This is a genomic window from Roseibium sp. SCP15 (genome assembly GCF_040329435.1).
Classification (GTDB): Bacteria; Pseudomonadota; Alphaproteobacteria; order Rhizobiales; family Stappiaceae; genus Roseibium.
The window spans coordinates 974,488-988,312 of the sequence record NZ_JBDZYI010000003.1 but is presented as its reverse complement, the minus strand read 5'-3'; the positions used below and the strand labels follow the sequence as shown (position 1 = coordinate 988,312).

Genomic DNA, 13,825 nt, shown 5'->3' with positions numbered 1-13,825 from the left:
GTCAAGAGACTGAGGGGAGGTTCGACCGGGGGCGGACCGGGCACTCGGGGCTCGGCTTGCAGGCGTCATTCCTGCAGCCGGGCCTCGATCTTCTCTGCAGGTCAGTTCGAGTTGAAGGCCGGACTTCTTTTTTCCATGAATGCAGACATGCCCTCGCGCTGCGCAGGCAATCCGTAAAGAGCATGATACATCTGGCGTTCGTAGCGCAGTCCGGCGTCCAGTGTGCTGTTCTCGGCCATGTTCACGCAGGCGCGGGCCATTTGAACAATGTCGCGAGGATGCGAGGCAACGAGCTCCGCCACTTCGCCGGCCGTTCCTTCCAATTCGTCCACCGGAACCACGCGGCTCACCAGTCCCATCTGCAACGCTTCCTGGGCGTTGATCATGCGACCAGTCAGGATCAGGTCCATCGCCTTGGTTCGTCCTATCAGCCTGGTCAGCCGCTGCGTTCCGCCAATTCCGGGGATGCAGCCGATCTTGATTTCCGGCTGACCGAACCTGGCATTGTCCGAGGCAAGGATGACATCGCACATCATGGCGAGTTCGCAGCCACCGCCGAGTGCATACCCGTTGACAGCGGCGACTTTCGGGATCCTCAGGTCGGCGAACCGGTCCCAACCGGCAAAGAAGTCCGTTGCCTGCATGCTTGCATAGTCCTGAGATGCAAGCTCCGTGATGTCGGCCCCCGCGGCAAAGGCCTTTTCATTGCCCTGGAGCAGCAGACAGCCGATTTCCGGATCTGCATCAAAGGCAATAGAAGCCTGAAGCACCTCGTTCAGCACCTTGGTCGTGAGCGCGTTCAGCTGCTTCGGACGGTTCAGACGGATCGTGGCGACCCGTCCTTCAACACTGGTTTCGATGGTCTCAAACATGTCAGCTGTCCCAAATTGCGCCGTAGGCAGGAATTCCCAGAGTTTCCATGTCGTGAACAACCTTGCGGGTGAGCTTTTGGTTGGAAATCACGATCACCGCTTCCGCACCACTCTCTTTAACCGCTTGCAAGGCGAGGGCCGACAGGTCCGGCTTGCCACGGGAATCCGTATCCCAGATCAGGGGTTTTTCGGTATTGGCCTCAATTTCATCGACAAGTGCATCGCCATATGTCTTGCGCGGCGAGCGGGTCGACCAGATGAGGCGATTTGGAACTTCACCTTTCAAGAGGTGAGGCAGGATCGGCCCGATGCCGGAGCCCGTGCCGACGTAAACCACTTTCCTGAACAGAACCTCGATCCGGGCGACGCCGCTCGTGGTTATGCCTTTGACCCAGACCTTTTTGGGAGGATTGTCGATAAAGGCGCCAGTCCAGTCCCCGGCCCTGGAGATCGCCAGCCGGTATCCTGTTTCGCCCGGTGCTGGAATGTTTGCAAAGGCGTGATACTCGCCGAACGGCGTGTGACTGATGGCGTTTGAACTCCCCGCAAAGGGTGTATCGCCATAGTCGAACTTGGCCAGGGCTACATGGTTGGAAGGTTTCACAATCTCGACATCCACCTGCTTCAAGGTCAACCAGGGCGAGGCGATGGACAGTGTGATCAGGCACAGCATCCAGAAGGCAGGTGTGCTGGCAAGGTTGACGCCCATGTCGTTGGAGATCGAGACAGTCTGCGCCCAGAAGAGAGCCAGAACCGTCCAACCGGCAAAGCGGTGTATTTTCTCGAACGCATTGTGGAACTTTGCCCGGAACCGGCTCAGGGCGGTCAGGATCATCAGGGTCATGAGAGCGATCATCATGCCACTCAGTGCCAGCGTCAGGCCGGAGACCTGCGGTGTTCCGTTCACGCGATCCGCCGCCATGGCAAAGAGCAGGAAGCCAAACCAGAGTGTGCCTGCGATCGTTCCGCCATAGTGCAGGCCGCCGAAATGGAAGACCTTGCCCGCTCCCCAGCGGATCCAGAGAGGCCAGGAAACCGGAATGCGGGTTGCCAGCCAGAACAGCGCGTTGATGACGCGCTGCTGGCGAATGAGGATGCCGAGGGACAGATTGATCAAGGCCATGTCGGCGATCCGGTCCAGCCGGAAAGTGCCACTTTCAAACCACAAACCATCCCTTATGCCAAAGGCGAGCACGGTCAGGTTGACTGCGGCAACAAGTGCGAACAGGCGCCGGTATTCCATCAGCGCAGGATGTCGCGTCACCCTCCGCCAGTGAGGGGCGGAGTAGGTGAGATCCGTTGTTTGGGTGATCATCAGTTCAACTCCACACCTTCACTCGCGATATGGTCTTCAGCGAGTTGCTGCAGCAGGCGCTTGTCCAGCTTGCCGCGCGGCGTGCGAGGCAATTCGCTCAAGGGCAGAATGAACGTCGGCATGCAATAGTAGGGCAGTCTGTCGCGTACCTGCTGTCTGGCCTTTTTCGGGCAGGCATTGGAAGGGGAAATGAAACTCACCAGATTGCGGTCATCGAATTTCAGCGTGACGGCACGGATACAACAGTCGGAGTGTTCGAGCGCACTTGAAACACCATCGAGCTCCACGCGGAAGCCGCGGATCTTCACCAGATCATCGACACGTCCGAAATGTTCCAGTTCTCCGTCTGCCGTCCACCGTCCGAGGTCGCGCGTGCGGAACATCATGTGCCCGGGGCGGAATGGGTCCGGGCGATAGCGCTCGCTGGTGAGTTGCGGATTGGCGAGGTAACCGGCGGTCACGCAGTCACCACCGGCCCACATTTCACCCTTGTCACCGATGGGGAGCGGGCGAAGATCTTCATCCAGAATGTAGACCGTGTTGTTTGGTGTCGGCCGGCCGATGGAGAGCACCTGTTTGTCGGCAGTGTGCGGTTCCGCTGTGTTGATGATCGTCGTTTCAGTCGGGCCGCAGGAATTGTAGAAGGTGCAGAAGGCGGACCACGCGTCTGCAAGCGAGCGCGGACACGGTTCGCCGGCAACTGCTGCAACTTTCACCTGTGTACAGCGGCTGTGGTCGAGCGATGACAGGATCGACGGTGTGGCGATTAGCACGTCGACTTTCTCAGCAGTCTCCTGAATAGACTTTCCGCGAATGACCAGGGTTGCTCCGTTGGACATCGCTCCCAGAATTTCCCAGGCCGCCATGTCAAAGGCGATGGAAAGGATCTGCCCGACCTTGAGACCGGGCCGCATGGAAAGGTCGCCCGGTGCTGTCAGGAGAACATTGGCCAGATTGCGGTGAGTGACCTGAACTCCATTTGGAACACCTGTGGTTCCGGAGGTAAAGAGGATCATCGCCAGATCATCAGGTTCCGCGCGATGGGAAATGAGTTCTGGCAATGTGCCGTCGAGTGACTCGTCTGTTGTCACTTCGTCGATCGCGACGAGTGCCTGGTGCGGTTCGATTGGAACCTGTGCGGCCAGACTGCGAAGAGACAGCAGCACTTTCGCATCGGTCACATTTGCAATGTGCCGCAAACCTTTTTCGGGAGCGACACCGACATGCTGGGGGACATAGGCCGCGCCCAGTTTCAGTGCTGCGACGATACCGATGACCATTTCCAGTGAGCGATGAAGATAAAGGCAGACCGCATCGCCACGCTTCACACCGTGGGATTTCATGACGCTCGCCAGCCGATTGGAAGCTCTGTCGAGTTCGCCATAGGTCAAGGCCTTGCCGGCACACTCAACAGCAACCGCGCCCGGCTGGTTGCGCAGGTGGTGACGGATTGCAGCGGCGATCGTACCGAAACGTGGACGACACTGCTCGCCCCAGCCGAAGTCATTGAACTTCTTGCGATCTTCGGTGGATAGGCATGAAAGCGGGTCTGATAGGAATTGCGGACCCACGGAACCGATGGGCCGGGCCCCTTTCAGGGCGAGAAGAGCGAAGTCCTGCATGGCAACCTCCCAATATCAATGATGCGTGATCATTAATAATGGGAAAATTTCCCATTTTCTTTCACGAAAGTTAAACTCCCCGTCACGAAAATGTTGAGCGCTGAAATAATAGATCTTTTAGAAAGGATGCTACATTTCAGGCCAGATGAACGAAGTACGGAATACGATGTCGACCGGACCGAAGGACCCGTTTGAAGCTGCGCTTGCCGATCTTTTAATACCGTTAGCACAGGCGATGGTGGCCCGCGGTGTGACCATAGGTACGGCAACCGAAGCGCTGAAAAAGGCACTCGTTGCTGCGGCCGTTGATGCCTCCGATCCGCCTCCGAACGATAGCCGGGTCAGTGCTTTGACCGGTCTTCACCGCAAGGATGTCAAGCGGCTGCGCGCCGAAGAGGCGCAGGTCCCGGAAAAGCGAAGCTGCAGTGCCGCAGCACTGGTGATCAGCTACTGGGCAACGGCTCCAGAATATCAGGACAAGAGCAACCAGCCACGCGACCTGCCCCGCAAAAGCAACGCTGGACAGCCCGGTTTTGATGAACTCGTGAAGCAGACACGCATCGACATGGCGCCGGGGACGGTTCTGCAGACCCTTCTGGATCAGAAGCTTGTGGTCAAACAGGAAAACGGCACGTATCGCCTCCTGACTCAAGCTTTTGTACCCACCGCAGGCAGCGCGGAGCAGGTCGCGGCTTACCGTGCCACATTGTCGGCTCATCTGGCAGCTGCGACCCACAACCTTCTTGCCGACGACAATGCCCCCAGGCATTTCGATCGTGCCGTGCGCTATTCCCATTTGACTGCCGAGTCTGTTGAGGAGTTGCGCGATATTTCTGCAGAAAAGGCGCAGGTACTGTTACAGGACATCAACGCAAAGGCGCGTCAGTTACAGGACCGGGATCAAGACGGCAACCAGAACGGCCGCTTCGTCGTGGGTGCCTATATCCTGCCGAAGTTACCGCCTAACAAGAAAGGATGAACGTGCGCGTCCGTCTTATTGCCACAGCTACCGCGCTCATTTTAGGCGCCTTTCAGGCTTTCGCTCAGGACAGCGAAGAACGCGAAGGCGGCATAGTCGGGACCGGGATCGTCGGTGAGATCATCCGCCTTGGCAGCATCTTCGTAAATGACCAGAAAATCGAGATCTCGGATACGATGCAGGTGACCGGGTCCGTACCGGACATAACTGCCGGAGATCTCAAGCCGGGGCATACCGTGGCAGTCGTGGCGGCGCTGGAAGACGATATCTGGAACGCGCAGCACATCCGTCAGGTTCTCCCACTTGTGGGTACGGTTGAAGCTGTGGGCGACCAGTTGCTCACCATCCTTGGAACCGAGGTCGAAATCGAAGACCACTTCGCTCAAGTGACGGTCGGCGACTGGGTGGCCGTCAGCGGATTCTGGCAGGAGGGCCGAGTGCGGGCCTCAAGGCTTGAGCTGCTTCCGGACTGGCAGGGAGAGGCGCAGGTCAGTGGAACTTTCTTCCGTGCTTCGTCAGGAGAGCCGGACCGGGTCGGCAATACCGCGATAAGCGGAATCGTGCCGCAACACCTGTCATCGGGTGATCTGGTCAGAATTTCAGGAAAACCGGTTCCAGGCGGGATCGAGGCCGAGCGACTTGAAACAGGTCTGTTCGATGCAACGGTCGGGATCGTCCAGGTGGAGGGATACTTCTCTGCTCCGCAGCCCGATGGTCTTTACACGGTACTGGGCTCGGGCCTTGTCGCCTATACGGACCAGCCAGGCATGATCGACGTTTCGGTCAGAACCTTGCAATGCGGCGCAAATGGCAAGTTGGGTGAATTCCCCACAAGCGGATTGACGCCGAAAGAGACTGAAGCGATCCGGGCAAAACTCGATTGCCTGTAACGATTGGTCTGGCGAGAGGCAACCAAACGGTTCTCATTTGCGTTCAGATCCGTCCAGCAACCTTTCCAGCACGGCATAGCAGGACGGGTCTCGCATCTGGCTGACATTGAAGCGCATGAAAGACCCCATGCTTTGTGACACGCTGAAGACGTTGCCCGGAGCAAGCACCAGCCCTTCCTGAAGAGCCGAGCGGGCCAGTTCTGCCGCGTCCTGCCCATCCGGCAGCTCGCACCAGAGATGAAAACCGCCACGCGGTATTACCCATGGAGAAACCCTCAGTTTGCCAAGTTGGCTGATCGCTTCGCTGCGGCAGACCGTCAGTCGGGACTTCAGTGCCTCCATGTGCTTCCGGTAACTGCCGTCGGTCAGGACCGTATGGAGCAAGCCGGCGACCATCGGACTGGGGCCGCTGAAATTGGTTGCCACCTGCAGATCGGTCAAAGCTTCTATCCAGTCAGGACGGGCGGCGATGTAGCCACAGCGGAAGGATGCGGACAGGGTCTTGGAAAAGCTGCCGATCCGAAGCACGCGCTCCAGACCGTCCATAGTAGCAAGGCGCGGAGAGATGTCGGGTTCGAACTCGACAAAGATGTCATCTTCAATGACTACCAGGTCGTGAGCTGTCGCCAGCGATAGCAGCCGATGTGCAACGGGAGCGGAAATTGTTGCACCTGTCGGATTGTGAAGCGCCGAATTGGTGAGATAGAGGCGGGGGTTGTGTTCTTTCAAGGCGGCTTCGAACTGCTCAAGATCCGGCCCGTTCGGGGTGTATGTCACACCGACGATTGTTACCTGGTGTGCCCGCAAGAGCGCCTGAAAATTGAAGTAACATGGGTCGTCCACCAGAACCGTGTCTCCCGGGCGCAGCAGCATGCGGCAGATCAGGTCAAGAGCCTGGGAACCGGAACCGGTCAAGAGGACCTGATCAGGTTCGGCAACCAGTCCCTGATCGTGCAGCCGTCTGGACAAATGCCGCCTTAAGCCGATTTCTCCCTTGGCGCTGCCGTAATTGGTCAGGACGTCAATGTCTGCCGATGCCATGGCCCGCATGGCCTTGCGCAACGAGGCAGCGGGCATCCAGTCCGCCGGCAGCCAGCCGCATCCAGGTTTCGGAACATCTTCACCCGTGTCGAGTGACTGCCGCGCCACCCAGAGCGGATCGACTTCGCGTTCCAGCAGGGGACCAGTCTCGGCCACCGCGAATGGTTGCGGTTTGTCGGCGACAAAAAAGCCGGCACTCCGGCGCGCCTGGATGAGACCTTCCGCTACGAGGAGGTCGTAGGCTTCCACGACCGTGGAGGGTGACACTCCAAGCCTTGCCGCGCAGCCTCGAATGGAGGGCAGCTTGTCACCAGCGACGAGTGCGCGGGAGGTGATCCGGCGCCTGATGTCGTCCATTACGAGCGTCCGGCGTTCTGGCTGGAGCATTCGAATGGCCTCTGTATGGGTTAATGAAACAGTACAGTTTGTTCTTATTGTACTGCTGTGTGTCTGTCCGTGTCATCCCCAGGCGGGTAGGAAAATGACAAAGAAAGAGGACATGATGCAGACTTCATTTTCCGGTTGGGGCAGCGGCCTTCTGGGCGTGCTCATTTTCAGCGGATCCTTGCCGGCAACCCGTGTTGCAGTTGGTTCGCTTGATCCGATGTTCCTGACTTCGGTGCGGGCGGTGCTTGCTGCGCTCCTGGGAGCGGCAATGCTCTTGGCGTTTCGGCAGACGAAACCGGAACGTGCAGACCTGCCGTCGCTCATTGTTGTCGCAGCAGGTGTGGTCATCGGCTTCCCGCTTCTGACGGCTACCGCACTTCAGCACATCACTGCGGCTCATTCGGTGGTCTTCATCGGATTGCTGCCACTGGCCACGGGCGTTTTCGGTGTGCTTCGCGGCGACACCCGGCCCAAGCCACTGTTCTGGGTGTTCTCGGTTCTGGGCAGCCTTGCCGTCGCTGGGTTCGCGCTGACCCAGAATGCTGACGTTTCGCTGTTCGGTGATGCTCTGATGCTGGCGGCGGTCATTGTCTGCGGGCTTGGATATGCCGAGGGCGCGCTTCTCTCTCGCAGGCTGGGGGGCTGGCAGGTGATCTCTTGGGCTCTGGTTCTGGCCTTGCCGATGATGTTGGCCCTTGCCATCGCATTTCGTCCGGAAACGCTTTCCGGTCTGCCGGTGCCGGTTTGGATCAGCGTTGGATATGTTTCCATGTTTTCGATGCTGATCGGCTTTTTCTTCTGGTATCGCGGACTTGCCCTTGGCGGCACCGCAGGTGTCGGCCAGTTGCAGCTGCTCCAGCCATTTTTCGGTCTGATGCTGTCGGCGTTTCTTCTTGCCGAACCGACGCCGCCTTTGATGATTGCAGCGACGGTGTTTGTGGTTCTGTGTGTTGCCGGGGCAAAGCGTTTTGCGTGAGACAAAGTCATCGCGGCCGTGAGAGCCGCGATGACAAAAGCAATAAAGAAATCCTATGCTGCCTTTGCCTTGCTGCGGCAGTAGCATGACGCATGGATCGGCACAGTCGCACGAGCCGCTGCCTTGTCCAGCAAAAGCTTGATGTGTCTTGCCTCGGTCAATTCACCTCTGCGATTGAGACACTCGTGCAGTCCGTGCAGGCTCCAGATGTTCTGCGGGTGCTGACAGGCCCGGGCCAGCGTATCGTCCAGGCCGAGGTCTGCACGGTAAACCGCCTCGGCTTCCTCGTAGCGTCCGTCTTCCAGTAGCAAAGCGCCGAGTGCGTGGCGGGTCGGCTGCATCCAGCCCCATGGCTCGTCGTAGAGAAGATTGTCGTCGAGTTCGACAGATCGGCGCAGGTGTTCCAGGCCTTCGTCCCGCCGGCCCGACTTGAAGGCGAATTCTCCGTCCATCATGGCTTCCCCGACAGCCAGAACGTCATCGGCGGTGTTGTTGAAGACCATGCGGCTTTCCTGTACGGCCTTGCGTCCTTCTTTGGCGCGTTCGCGTTCGTTGGCAGCCTCTTCCAGACGACCCAGGTTGGCATAGGCGACTGCACGAGCCTGCAGCATGGCTGCAGTAGTATAGCTATAGAGACTGCGTTCATCGGGGAACGGCTCGTTCAGAATTTCATTCCACATGCCGAAGCGAACCATGACGTGGATTTTCTTTCCGTAAAAGGATTCAAAGAGGTCCGGGAAGAAGCTCACCACATGATTAGGCAGCATGTGCATCAGTTCTTCAGAGGCTGCCAACGCCTTATCGGGTTGCCCGAGGAACATGGCACCGTAGGCCTCGAAATGGACGTTGTGGATACGATAGAGCGTGTAGAAATTCTCGGTGCCAGCGACCTCGACATATTTGCGGTCGACCCCGGCCGCGCGATGATTGCGCCAGACGACGTTCTGATAGTCGCCGCACAGAACATCGATATGCGTTGCCATGTGAACCAGATGACCGCTGTCGGGCACAAGATCGACCAGTCGGTCGCCGTGCCGGAGGGCCTTTTCCGGCGTCGGCGACATTTCCATCAGGTGGATATACATGTGCAGCAGGCCAGGATGATCCCAGGCATCCGCACGCTCGTTGAAAACCGTCTCGAGCGCAGCCTGAGCTTCAAGGGTCGAGGCACCATCTGCAGGTTTGCCGTTAGGCAGATCCCAGAGTTGCCAGGGCGTGCGGTTCATCAGGGATTCCGCAAATATCGTCACGACGTCGAGATCGTCCATATGGGCCGCGTGAACCTGGCGCATGGCATCGGCAAAGGCATCGTGCCAGGGGAGGTAGTCTTCGACAGTCGGATCGTCGGGAAACCGTTTGGCGATCGCCTCGATCAACGCCACTTCCACCGGAGCCAGATTTTGCCGATGCGCCAGTCCTGCCTCGACCGTTTCCTTTGCTTTCTTCAGCATGGAAACGCGTTCGTCAGGTTCAAAGAATTCCCAGGGCTTGTTGTAATTTGGACCGATAGCATAGGCGACACCCCAGTAGGCCATGCCGCAATTCGGATCCTTTTCAATCGCCTTTTCAAAACAGGCTGCCGCAGCTTCGTGGTTGTAGCCGTAAAGCCAGACCAGGCCCTGGTCGAACAGCTTCTGAGCGTCTGCGGAGGAGGTGGTGATCTTGCGCGAATAGGTACCTAGATTGAATTCCATAACGTAACGCCTCCCGTTGCTGATTGCGGTCAAAATCTGACCCCAAGGGGATGGAGAAGAATGGTGAAATTGTTTGTGGGCAGAGATTCAGGCCTATAAGTTACGTTACGTCAAGTTATTGATTTCCGGATGGGTGCGTTCAGCGGAAGCAACAGGTGACTTCGATAGAAAATCTATCCATTTCCGGTAGCGGACTTGTCCATTGCTGTCCTGAGTTTCACGATGAGCCTGCCGTTCAGCTGAAGGCCGATAGTCACTTAGCCAGTCGCGTACCAACAAGGAGTTCGTCATGAGACCAAGGGAACTTGTCGCCAGTTGGGTGCAAGCGTTCAACGAAGCCGACGCGGAAAAACTCGGTGGCTTTTATGCCGACGATGCCATCAACCATCAGGTTGCCGAGGCTCCTGTGGAAGGCAGGGAAGCGATCATGCGGATGTTCGCCAACGAGTTTGCGCAAGCCGATATGACCTGCCTGGTAGAAAACATTTTTGAAGAGGGCGAGTGGGCCATACTGGAGTGGAAGGATCCGTTGGGCCTGAGAGGTTGCGGCTTTTTTCACGTCATAGACGGGAAGATCGTTCAGCAGAGAGGTTACTGGGACAAATTGAGTTTCCTCAGAATGCATGATCTGCCACTGCCGACGGAGTAATGACGGATATGCGTTCCGGCGTTGTTCCAGGTTTGAGGAGTTTGCCGTAAGACAACCAACACCATCTCGGTCTCAGCTCTTCGAAACACTGCCCGCGGGACCGCCTTGTCCTTAACGATCTGCACCTTAGGATGAATTCGGCTGATACTCATTCGAATGAGGTGAAGACATGCTGGGGCTCGACGCTTTGGTCACTGTGGCCAACGTAATCTATCTGTTCTCCTATTCGGTCCGGGACATCCTTTGGCTGCGTATCCTGACGGTTGTCGGCGCGACGATGCTGTTGCCGTACTACTACCTCCAGGTCGACCCACTGTGGGCGGCCATCACCTGGAACGCCGTCTTCATTGCCATCAATATCTTTTGGATCGTGCGTTTGCTGCTTGATCGTCGGCCCGTGCCCTTCAGCGCTGAAGAAAAGCGTCTTTACCAGCTGGCGCTGCGCAATATGGGCGAGCGGGAAGCGTTCAGGCTATTGCATATGGGAAACCGCGCAGCAGTGCCGGCAGCAACCGCCTTGCTGACACAGGGTCAACCGGTTGAGAACCTGTCGCTGATCATCGAGGGAGAAGTGATCGTTGAGATGAACGGAAAGCACGTGGACACGCTCGGCGAGGGGCGCTTTCTTGGAGCCGTCGCCTTTTTAAACAAGGACACGCAATTCAAGGCGCCTGTCACTGTCCAGTCGACAAAGCCGACGCGGGTCATTGTCTGGTCCCTCCCTGACTTGAAAAACAAGCTGGAAAAGGATTCGGACCTGGAAATCGATATGGAAGCCAGTCTCGGTCTGGAGATCTCGCGGTTCTTGCAGACAGCGCGCACAGAATTGCTGTCGACCTGACATTCCGGCGTGAGGAACATTGATAGGATCAAGTCATCTTCTTCTTATGGTGAAGATGCTTCAAGCTCATTGAGAAGATCGGTAACCGAATTTGTGAAGTTGGAAATGTCAGATGGAAACAGATCGTTGTCGCCTCTGGCAGAATAAACGAAGTCTCCACGCCTCCATTGGCATTCCTGCCCATAAGGCTTCAATGAGCAAATTTCGTCTGGAACTGCGTCACCTTCACCGTAGTTGAAACCAAGCGCCTTGCCGATTGTGATTGTTCGGATTGACGTTTCATAAGCGGGCACCAAATTTGAGGCGGATACCTTGATCAGGAAGTACTTGCCTCCGGGTTCTGAGCTGCCGTTATGAGGTGCATACTGCCAAGGAATTTCATGCTTTATGTCGTCCAGCCAGTAAACTTGGCGATAATTGTTGTTAACAGAAGGAAGTAACGGCAGCACTGCGAAAATGGCGAGCAGGGACACACCAAATGAATAGATACGTGGCTTCAATCTGCAATATCGAATCCGCAAAGTAAGCAAGCATGCTGCGATTATGAGTGGTGCGAAAGCGGCGGCCAGACGTAGTGGATGCAGTAGATCACCACGCACCGACATCGGGTGGTAAATTTCGCTGATCTGAATGTTAGCAAAAACAATTCCTGCCCAGATCACAGATGCGGCAGCTGAACACCAAAAAAGAATAGCCCAAGGGAACATGCCTCAAGCTAAAACGATGAACTAAGGGTTGCAATCTCTCAATTGCTCGAGTGGTGCGCTTTCTGGCGCTGGAGGCTACCGAGCTTGCCTACAAGGCAAAGCTGTAATGGTGAAAGCTAGCGGTCAGACTTTCATTCAGATGAGTTACATGCTCTTGCCTGTACCGATTTCACATCCACCTACGACAAACTGCTCCTCCAACGTTATCTTGCGTGTCACAAGCTGACCGGAATTGCTTTTTGGCAGCGATGTTTGAAGAATGGACCGCAACGTCAGAGCGACAACAACCAATAATCAAAGAATGACCAAGCCCGATTCCCAAAAACCAAATCCTACAGTTCAGGATGTCGCTCGTGCGGCGAAGGTTTCCACCGCAACGGTTAGCCGCGCGCTGTCGACGCCTGAGCGCGTTTCAATCAAGACCCGCAATCGGGTTGCAGAAGCGGTAGAGAAAACCGGGTATGTGCTCAATCACGCTGCAAGAAACCTGCGTCGGCGGGACACGGGCGCAATTGTTGCCCTGGTTCCGGACATCGGGAATTCGCATTTCTCGAACATCTTGCAGGGGATTGAAACCGTTTGCGCAGAGAAGAACCTGAAGGTTCTGATTGCCGATACGCGCAAGCCAACCATGTCTCGCCCCAGAATCGGGGAGTTTTTCAGCAAGAACAACTGCGACGGGATCGTGATTCTCGACGGGCATTTTTCGATCTCCGGTATTAGGGAAGCAAACCCCAAACTGCCGCCGATCGTCACCGCAGGTGAATGGAGCGATGACCCGGCGGTTCCAATCGCCGTCGTCAACAACCTGCTGGGCGCAGAACTTGCCGTTTCGCATCTCCTTCGGTTTGGGCACAGAAAGTTCGGTCACATCACCGGGCTTCTGACACACAAGCCGGGTAGGGATCGCCTCGAAGGGTTCAAGTCGACGCTTGAGGCAGCCGGTCTGGATCCGAACGATGCCTGGATTGCCGATGGCGATTACACACTTGCAGCCGGTGCCCGGGCGGCCGAGGCCTGGCTGAATATGGACGAGCGGCCGACGGCGATGTTCTGCGCCAGCGACAGATCTGCCTTCGGTTTCATATCGGCCCTGAACGAAGCGGGTGTTCGCGTGCCCGATGAAGTCTCGGTCGTCGGCTTTGACGATATCGATATCGCCGAGCACTTCGTTCCGCCCCTGACGACCATCCACCAGCCCCGCCGGGCTGTCGGCGAACATGCCGCCCAGCTGCTCCTCAGCCTTCTGGAGGGCAAACAGCCTGAAGCGAGCAAGGTTCAAATTGAGCCGCAACTCGTGGTCAGAAAGAGCACAAAGCGTATTTCCTGACGGCCTTTGCCCGAGTTGCCTCATGTGAAAGTTTCGCTAAAACCGTTTGCGCAACAGGCGATCGAGGCAATTCGCGGCATGCCACCTCACACGACTGTGATCCCCCGTGTTTAGGGATTGTTAGTTTCGTTGTTTAACCTGTTGTCATGTTTCGGATTCTGCTCATTGTCGGATTTCTGTTCGCTGGCGCGCATCAGTCGCTGGCGCGGGGAGATATTGAGCTGACGGGAGCCGAAGCGCCGGTCTTCGTGACAATGGATCAGGCTATGGCGCATTTGCAGCAACCTGATTGCTGCGGCGAACAGCCAGCCGCCAAGACGAAGTCGACTCATTGCAAATCGTCTTCCGAGTGCAAGGCCGTTATTGCGACAGCCTTGCTTGTGCCTTTTACGGATGAAGATCATCCCGATTGGAAATTGACCCACAATCGCAATTCGATTGCCGAGCGTCTCGAGCCGAGACCTCCGAATTCCTGACTTTTTTCGTTTGAAAGGCGGGCTTTGATGTCTGCCTGAAAGTTAT

Annotated in this window: 13 protein-coding genes; 7 read left to right on the top strand and 6 right to left on the bottom strand. The window is 56.8% G+C overall.

Going from position 1 to position 13,825, the window contains the following annotated elements; all coding sequences use genetic code 11:
* Positions 1–101 precede the first annotated feature (101 nt).
* The 3 genes from ABLO27_RS18620 to ABLO27_RS18610 are packed head-to-tail and all read right to left on the bottom strand — an operon-like array spanning position 102 to position 3,809.
* On the bottom strand, positions 102–872 hold the full coding sequence (locus ABLO27_RS18620; protein WP_353034616.1) for an enoyl-CoA hydratase-related protein: 771 nt from the start codon (positions 870–872) through the stop codon (positions 102–104).
* A 1-nt stretch (position 873) separates the two neighbouring features.
* Positions 874–2,187 carry a hypothetical protein gene (locus ABLO27_RS18615; RefSeq protein ID WP_353034614.1) on the bottom strand — a complete coding sequence of 438 codons (1,314 nt, stop codon included), beginning with the start codon at positions 2,185–2,187 and terminating at the stop codon, positions 874–876.
* Entirely contained in the window at positions 2,187–3,809 is a 1,623-nt protein-coding gene (locus ABLO27_RS18610; RefSeq protein WP_353034613.1) for an amino acid adenylation domain-containing protein, read from the bottom strand. The genes ABLO27_RS18615 and ABLO27_RS18610 overlap by 1 nt, the downstream gene beginning before the upstream one ends.
* 166 nt (positions 3,810–3,975) lie before the next feature.
* Here ABLO27_RS18610 and ABLO27_RS18605 point away from each other — a divergent pair, with 166 nt between their 5' ends.
* Together ABLO27_RS18605 and ABLO27_RS18600 are read left to right on the top strand one after the other, a co-directional pair.
* Positions 3,976–4,788: a DUF6502 family protein gene (locus ABLO27_RS18605; RefSeq protein ID WP_353034611.1), complete on the top strand. Its 813-nt coding sequence runs from the start codon at positions 3,976–3,978 to the stop codon at positions 4,786–4,788.
* A 2-nt stretch (positions 4,789–4,790) separates the two neighbouring features.
* Positions 4,791–5,678: a DUF5666 domain-containing protein gene (locus tag ABLO27_RS18600; RefSeq protein WP_353034609.1), complete on the top strand. Its 888-nt coding sequence runs from the start codon at positions 4,791–4,793 to the stop codon at positions 5,676–5,678.
* 33 nt (positions 5,679–5,711) lie between these two features.
* On the opposite strand, the gene ABLO27_RS18595 is transcribed toward ABLO27_RS18600, so the two are convergent.
* Entirely contained in the window at positions 5,712–7,106 is a 1,395-nt protein-coding gene (locus tag ABLO27_RS18595; RefSeq protein ID WP_353034608.1) for a PLP-dependent aminotransferase family protein, read from the bottom strand.
* A 115-nt stretch (positions 7,107–7,221) separates the two neighbouring features.
* Between ABLO27_RS18595 and ABLO27_RS18590 the strand changes: the two genes are divergently transcribed.
* Positions 7,222–8,082, top strand: a complete 861-nt coding sequence (locus tag ABLO27_RS18590) for a DMT family transporter (protein WP_353035068.1) — start codon at positions 7,222–7,224, stop codon at positions 8,080–8,082.
* A 53-nt stretch (positions 8,083–8,135) separates the two neighbouring features.
* Here the strand turns inward: ABLO27_RS18590 and ABLO27_RS18585 are convergent, their stop codons facing one another.
* A complete protein-coding gene (locus ABLO27_RS18585) occupies positions 8,136–9,776 on the bottom strand; it encodes a tetratricopeptide repeat protein (protein WP_353034606.1) in 1,641 nt (546 codons plus the stop codon).
* Between the two features lie 289 nt (positions 9,777–10,065).
* On the opposite strand from ABLO27_RS18585, the gene ABLO27_RS18580 reads away from it, so the two are divergent.
* Both ABLO27_RS18580 and ABLO27_RS18575 read left to right on the top strand, forming a co-directional pair.
* Positions 10,066–10,425, top strand: coding sequence for a nuclear transport factor 2 family protein (locus tag ABLO27_RS18580; RefSeq protein ID WP_353034604.1), 360 nt, complete (start codon positions 10,066–10,068; stop codon positions 10,423–10,425).
* Between the two features lie 169 nt (positions 10,426–10,594).
* Positions 10,595–11,266 carry a cyclic nucleotide-binding domain-containing protein gene (locus ABLO27_RS18575; protein WP_353034602.1) on the top strand — a complete coding sequence of 224 codons (672 nt, stop codon included), beginning with the start codon at positions 10,595–10,597 and terminating at the stop codon, positions 11,264–11,266.
* Positions 11,267–11,310: 44 nt separating this feature from the next.
* Here the strand turns inward: ABLO27_RS18575 and ABLO27_RS18570 are convergent, their stop codons facing one another.
* Positions 11,311–11,973 carry a hypothetical protein gene (locus ABLO27_RS18570; protein WP_353034601.1) on the bottom strand — a complete coding sequence of 221 codons (663 nt, stop codon included), beginning with the start codon at positions 11,971–11,973 and terminating at the stop codon, positions 11,311–11,313.
* Positions 11,974–12,274: 301 nt separating this feature from the next.
* Between ABLO27_RS18570 and ABLO27_RS18565 the strand changes: the two genes are divergently transcribed.
* Positions 12,275–13,303, top strand: a complete 1,029-nt coding sequence (locus ABLO27_RS18565) for a LacI family DNA-binding transcriptional regulator (protein WP_353034599.1) — start codon at positions 12,275–12,277, stop codon at positions 13,301–13,303.
* Between the two features lie 146 nt (positions 13,304–13,449).
* Positions 13,450–13,779: a hypothetical protein gene (locus ABLO27_RS18560; protein ID WP_353034597.1), complete on the top strand. Its 330-nt coding sequence runs from the start codon at positions 13,450–13,452 to the stop codon at positions 13,777–13,779.
* Positions 13,780–13,825 lie beyond the last annotated feature (46 nt).

Bases quoted from the DNA above. Each gene is read 5' to 3' on its own strand.
- ABLO27_RS18575 (WP_353034602.1), top strand. From the start codon at position 10,595: ATGCTGGGGCTCGACGCTTTGGTCACTGTGGCCAACGTAATCTATCTG.
- ABLO27_RS18565 (WP_353034599.1), top strand. From the start codon at position 12,275: ATGACCAAGCCCGATTCCCAAAAACCAAATCCTACAGTTCAGGATGTC.
- ABLO27_RS18585 (WP_353034606.1), bottom strand. From the start codon at position 9,776: ATGGAATTCAATCTAGGTACCTATTCGCGCAAGATCACCACCTCCTCC.
- ABLO27_RS18610 (WP_353034613.1), bottom strand. From the start codon at position 3,809: ATGCAGGACTTCGCTCTTCTCGCCCTGAAAGGGGCCCGGCCCATCGGT.
- ABLO27_RS18620 (WP_353034616.1), bottom strand. From the start codon at position 872: ATGTTTGAGACCATCGAAACCAGTGTTGAAGGACGGGTCGCCACGATC.
- ABLO27_RS18590 (WP_353035068.1), top strand. From the start codon at position 7,222: ATGCAGACTTCATTTTCCGGTTGGGGCAGCGGCCTTCTGGGCGTGCTC.
- ABLO27_RS18570 (WP_353034601.1), bottom strand. From the start codon at position 11,973: ATGTTCCCTTGGGCTATTCTTTTTTGGTGTTCAGCTGCCGCATCTGTG.
- ABLO27_RS18580 (WP_353034604.1), top strand. From the start codon at position 10,066: ATGAGACCAAGGGAACTTGTCGCCAGTTGGGTGCAAGCGTTCAACGAA.
- ABLO27_RS18615 (WP_353034614.1), bottom strand. From the start codon at position 2,187: ATGATCACCCAAACAACGGATCTCACCTACTCCGCCCCTCACTGGCGG.
- ABLO27_RS18595 (WP_353034608.1), bottom strand. From the start codon at position 7,106: ATGCTCCAGCCAGAACGCCGGACGCTCGTAATGGACGACATCAGGCGC.
- ABLO27_RS18560 (WP_353034597.1), top strand. From the start codon at position 13,450: ATGTTTCGGATTCTGCTCATTGTCGGATTTCTGTTCGCTGGCGCGCAT.
- ABLO27_RS18605 (WP_353034611.1), top strand. From the start codon at position 3,976: ATGTCGACCGGACCGAAGGACCCGTTTGAAGCTGCGCTTGCCGATCTT.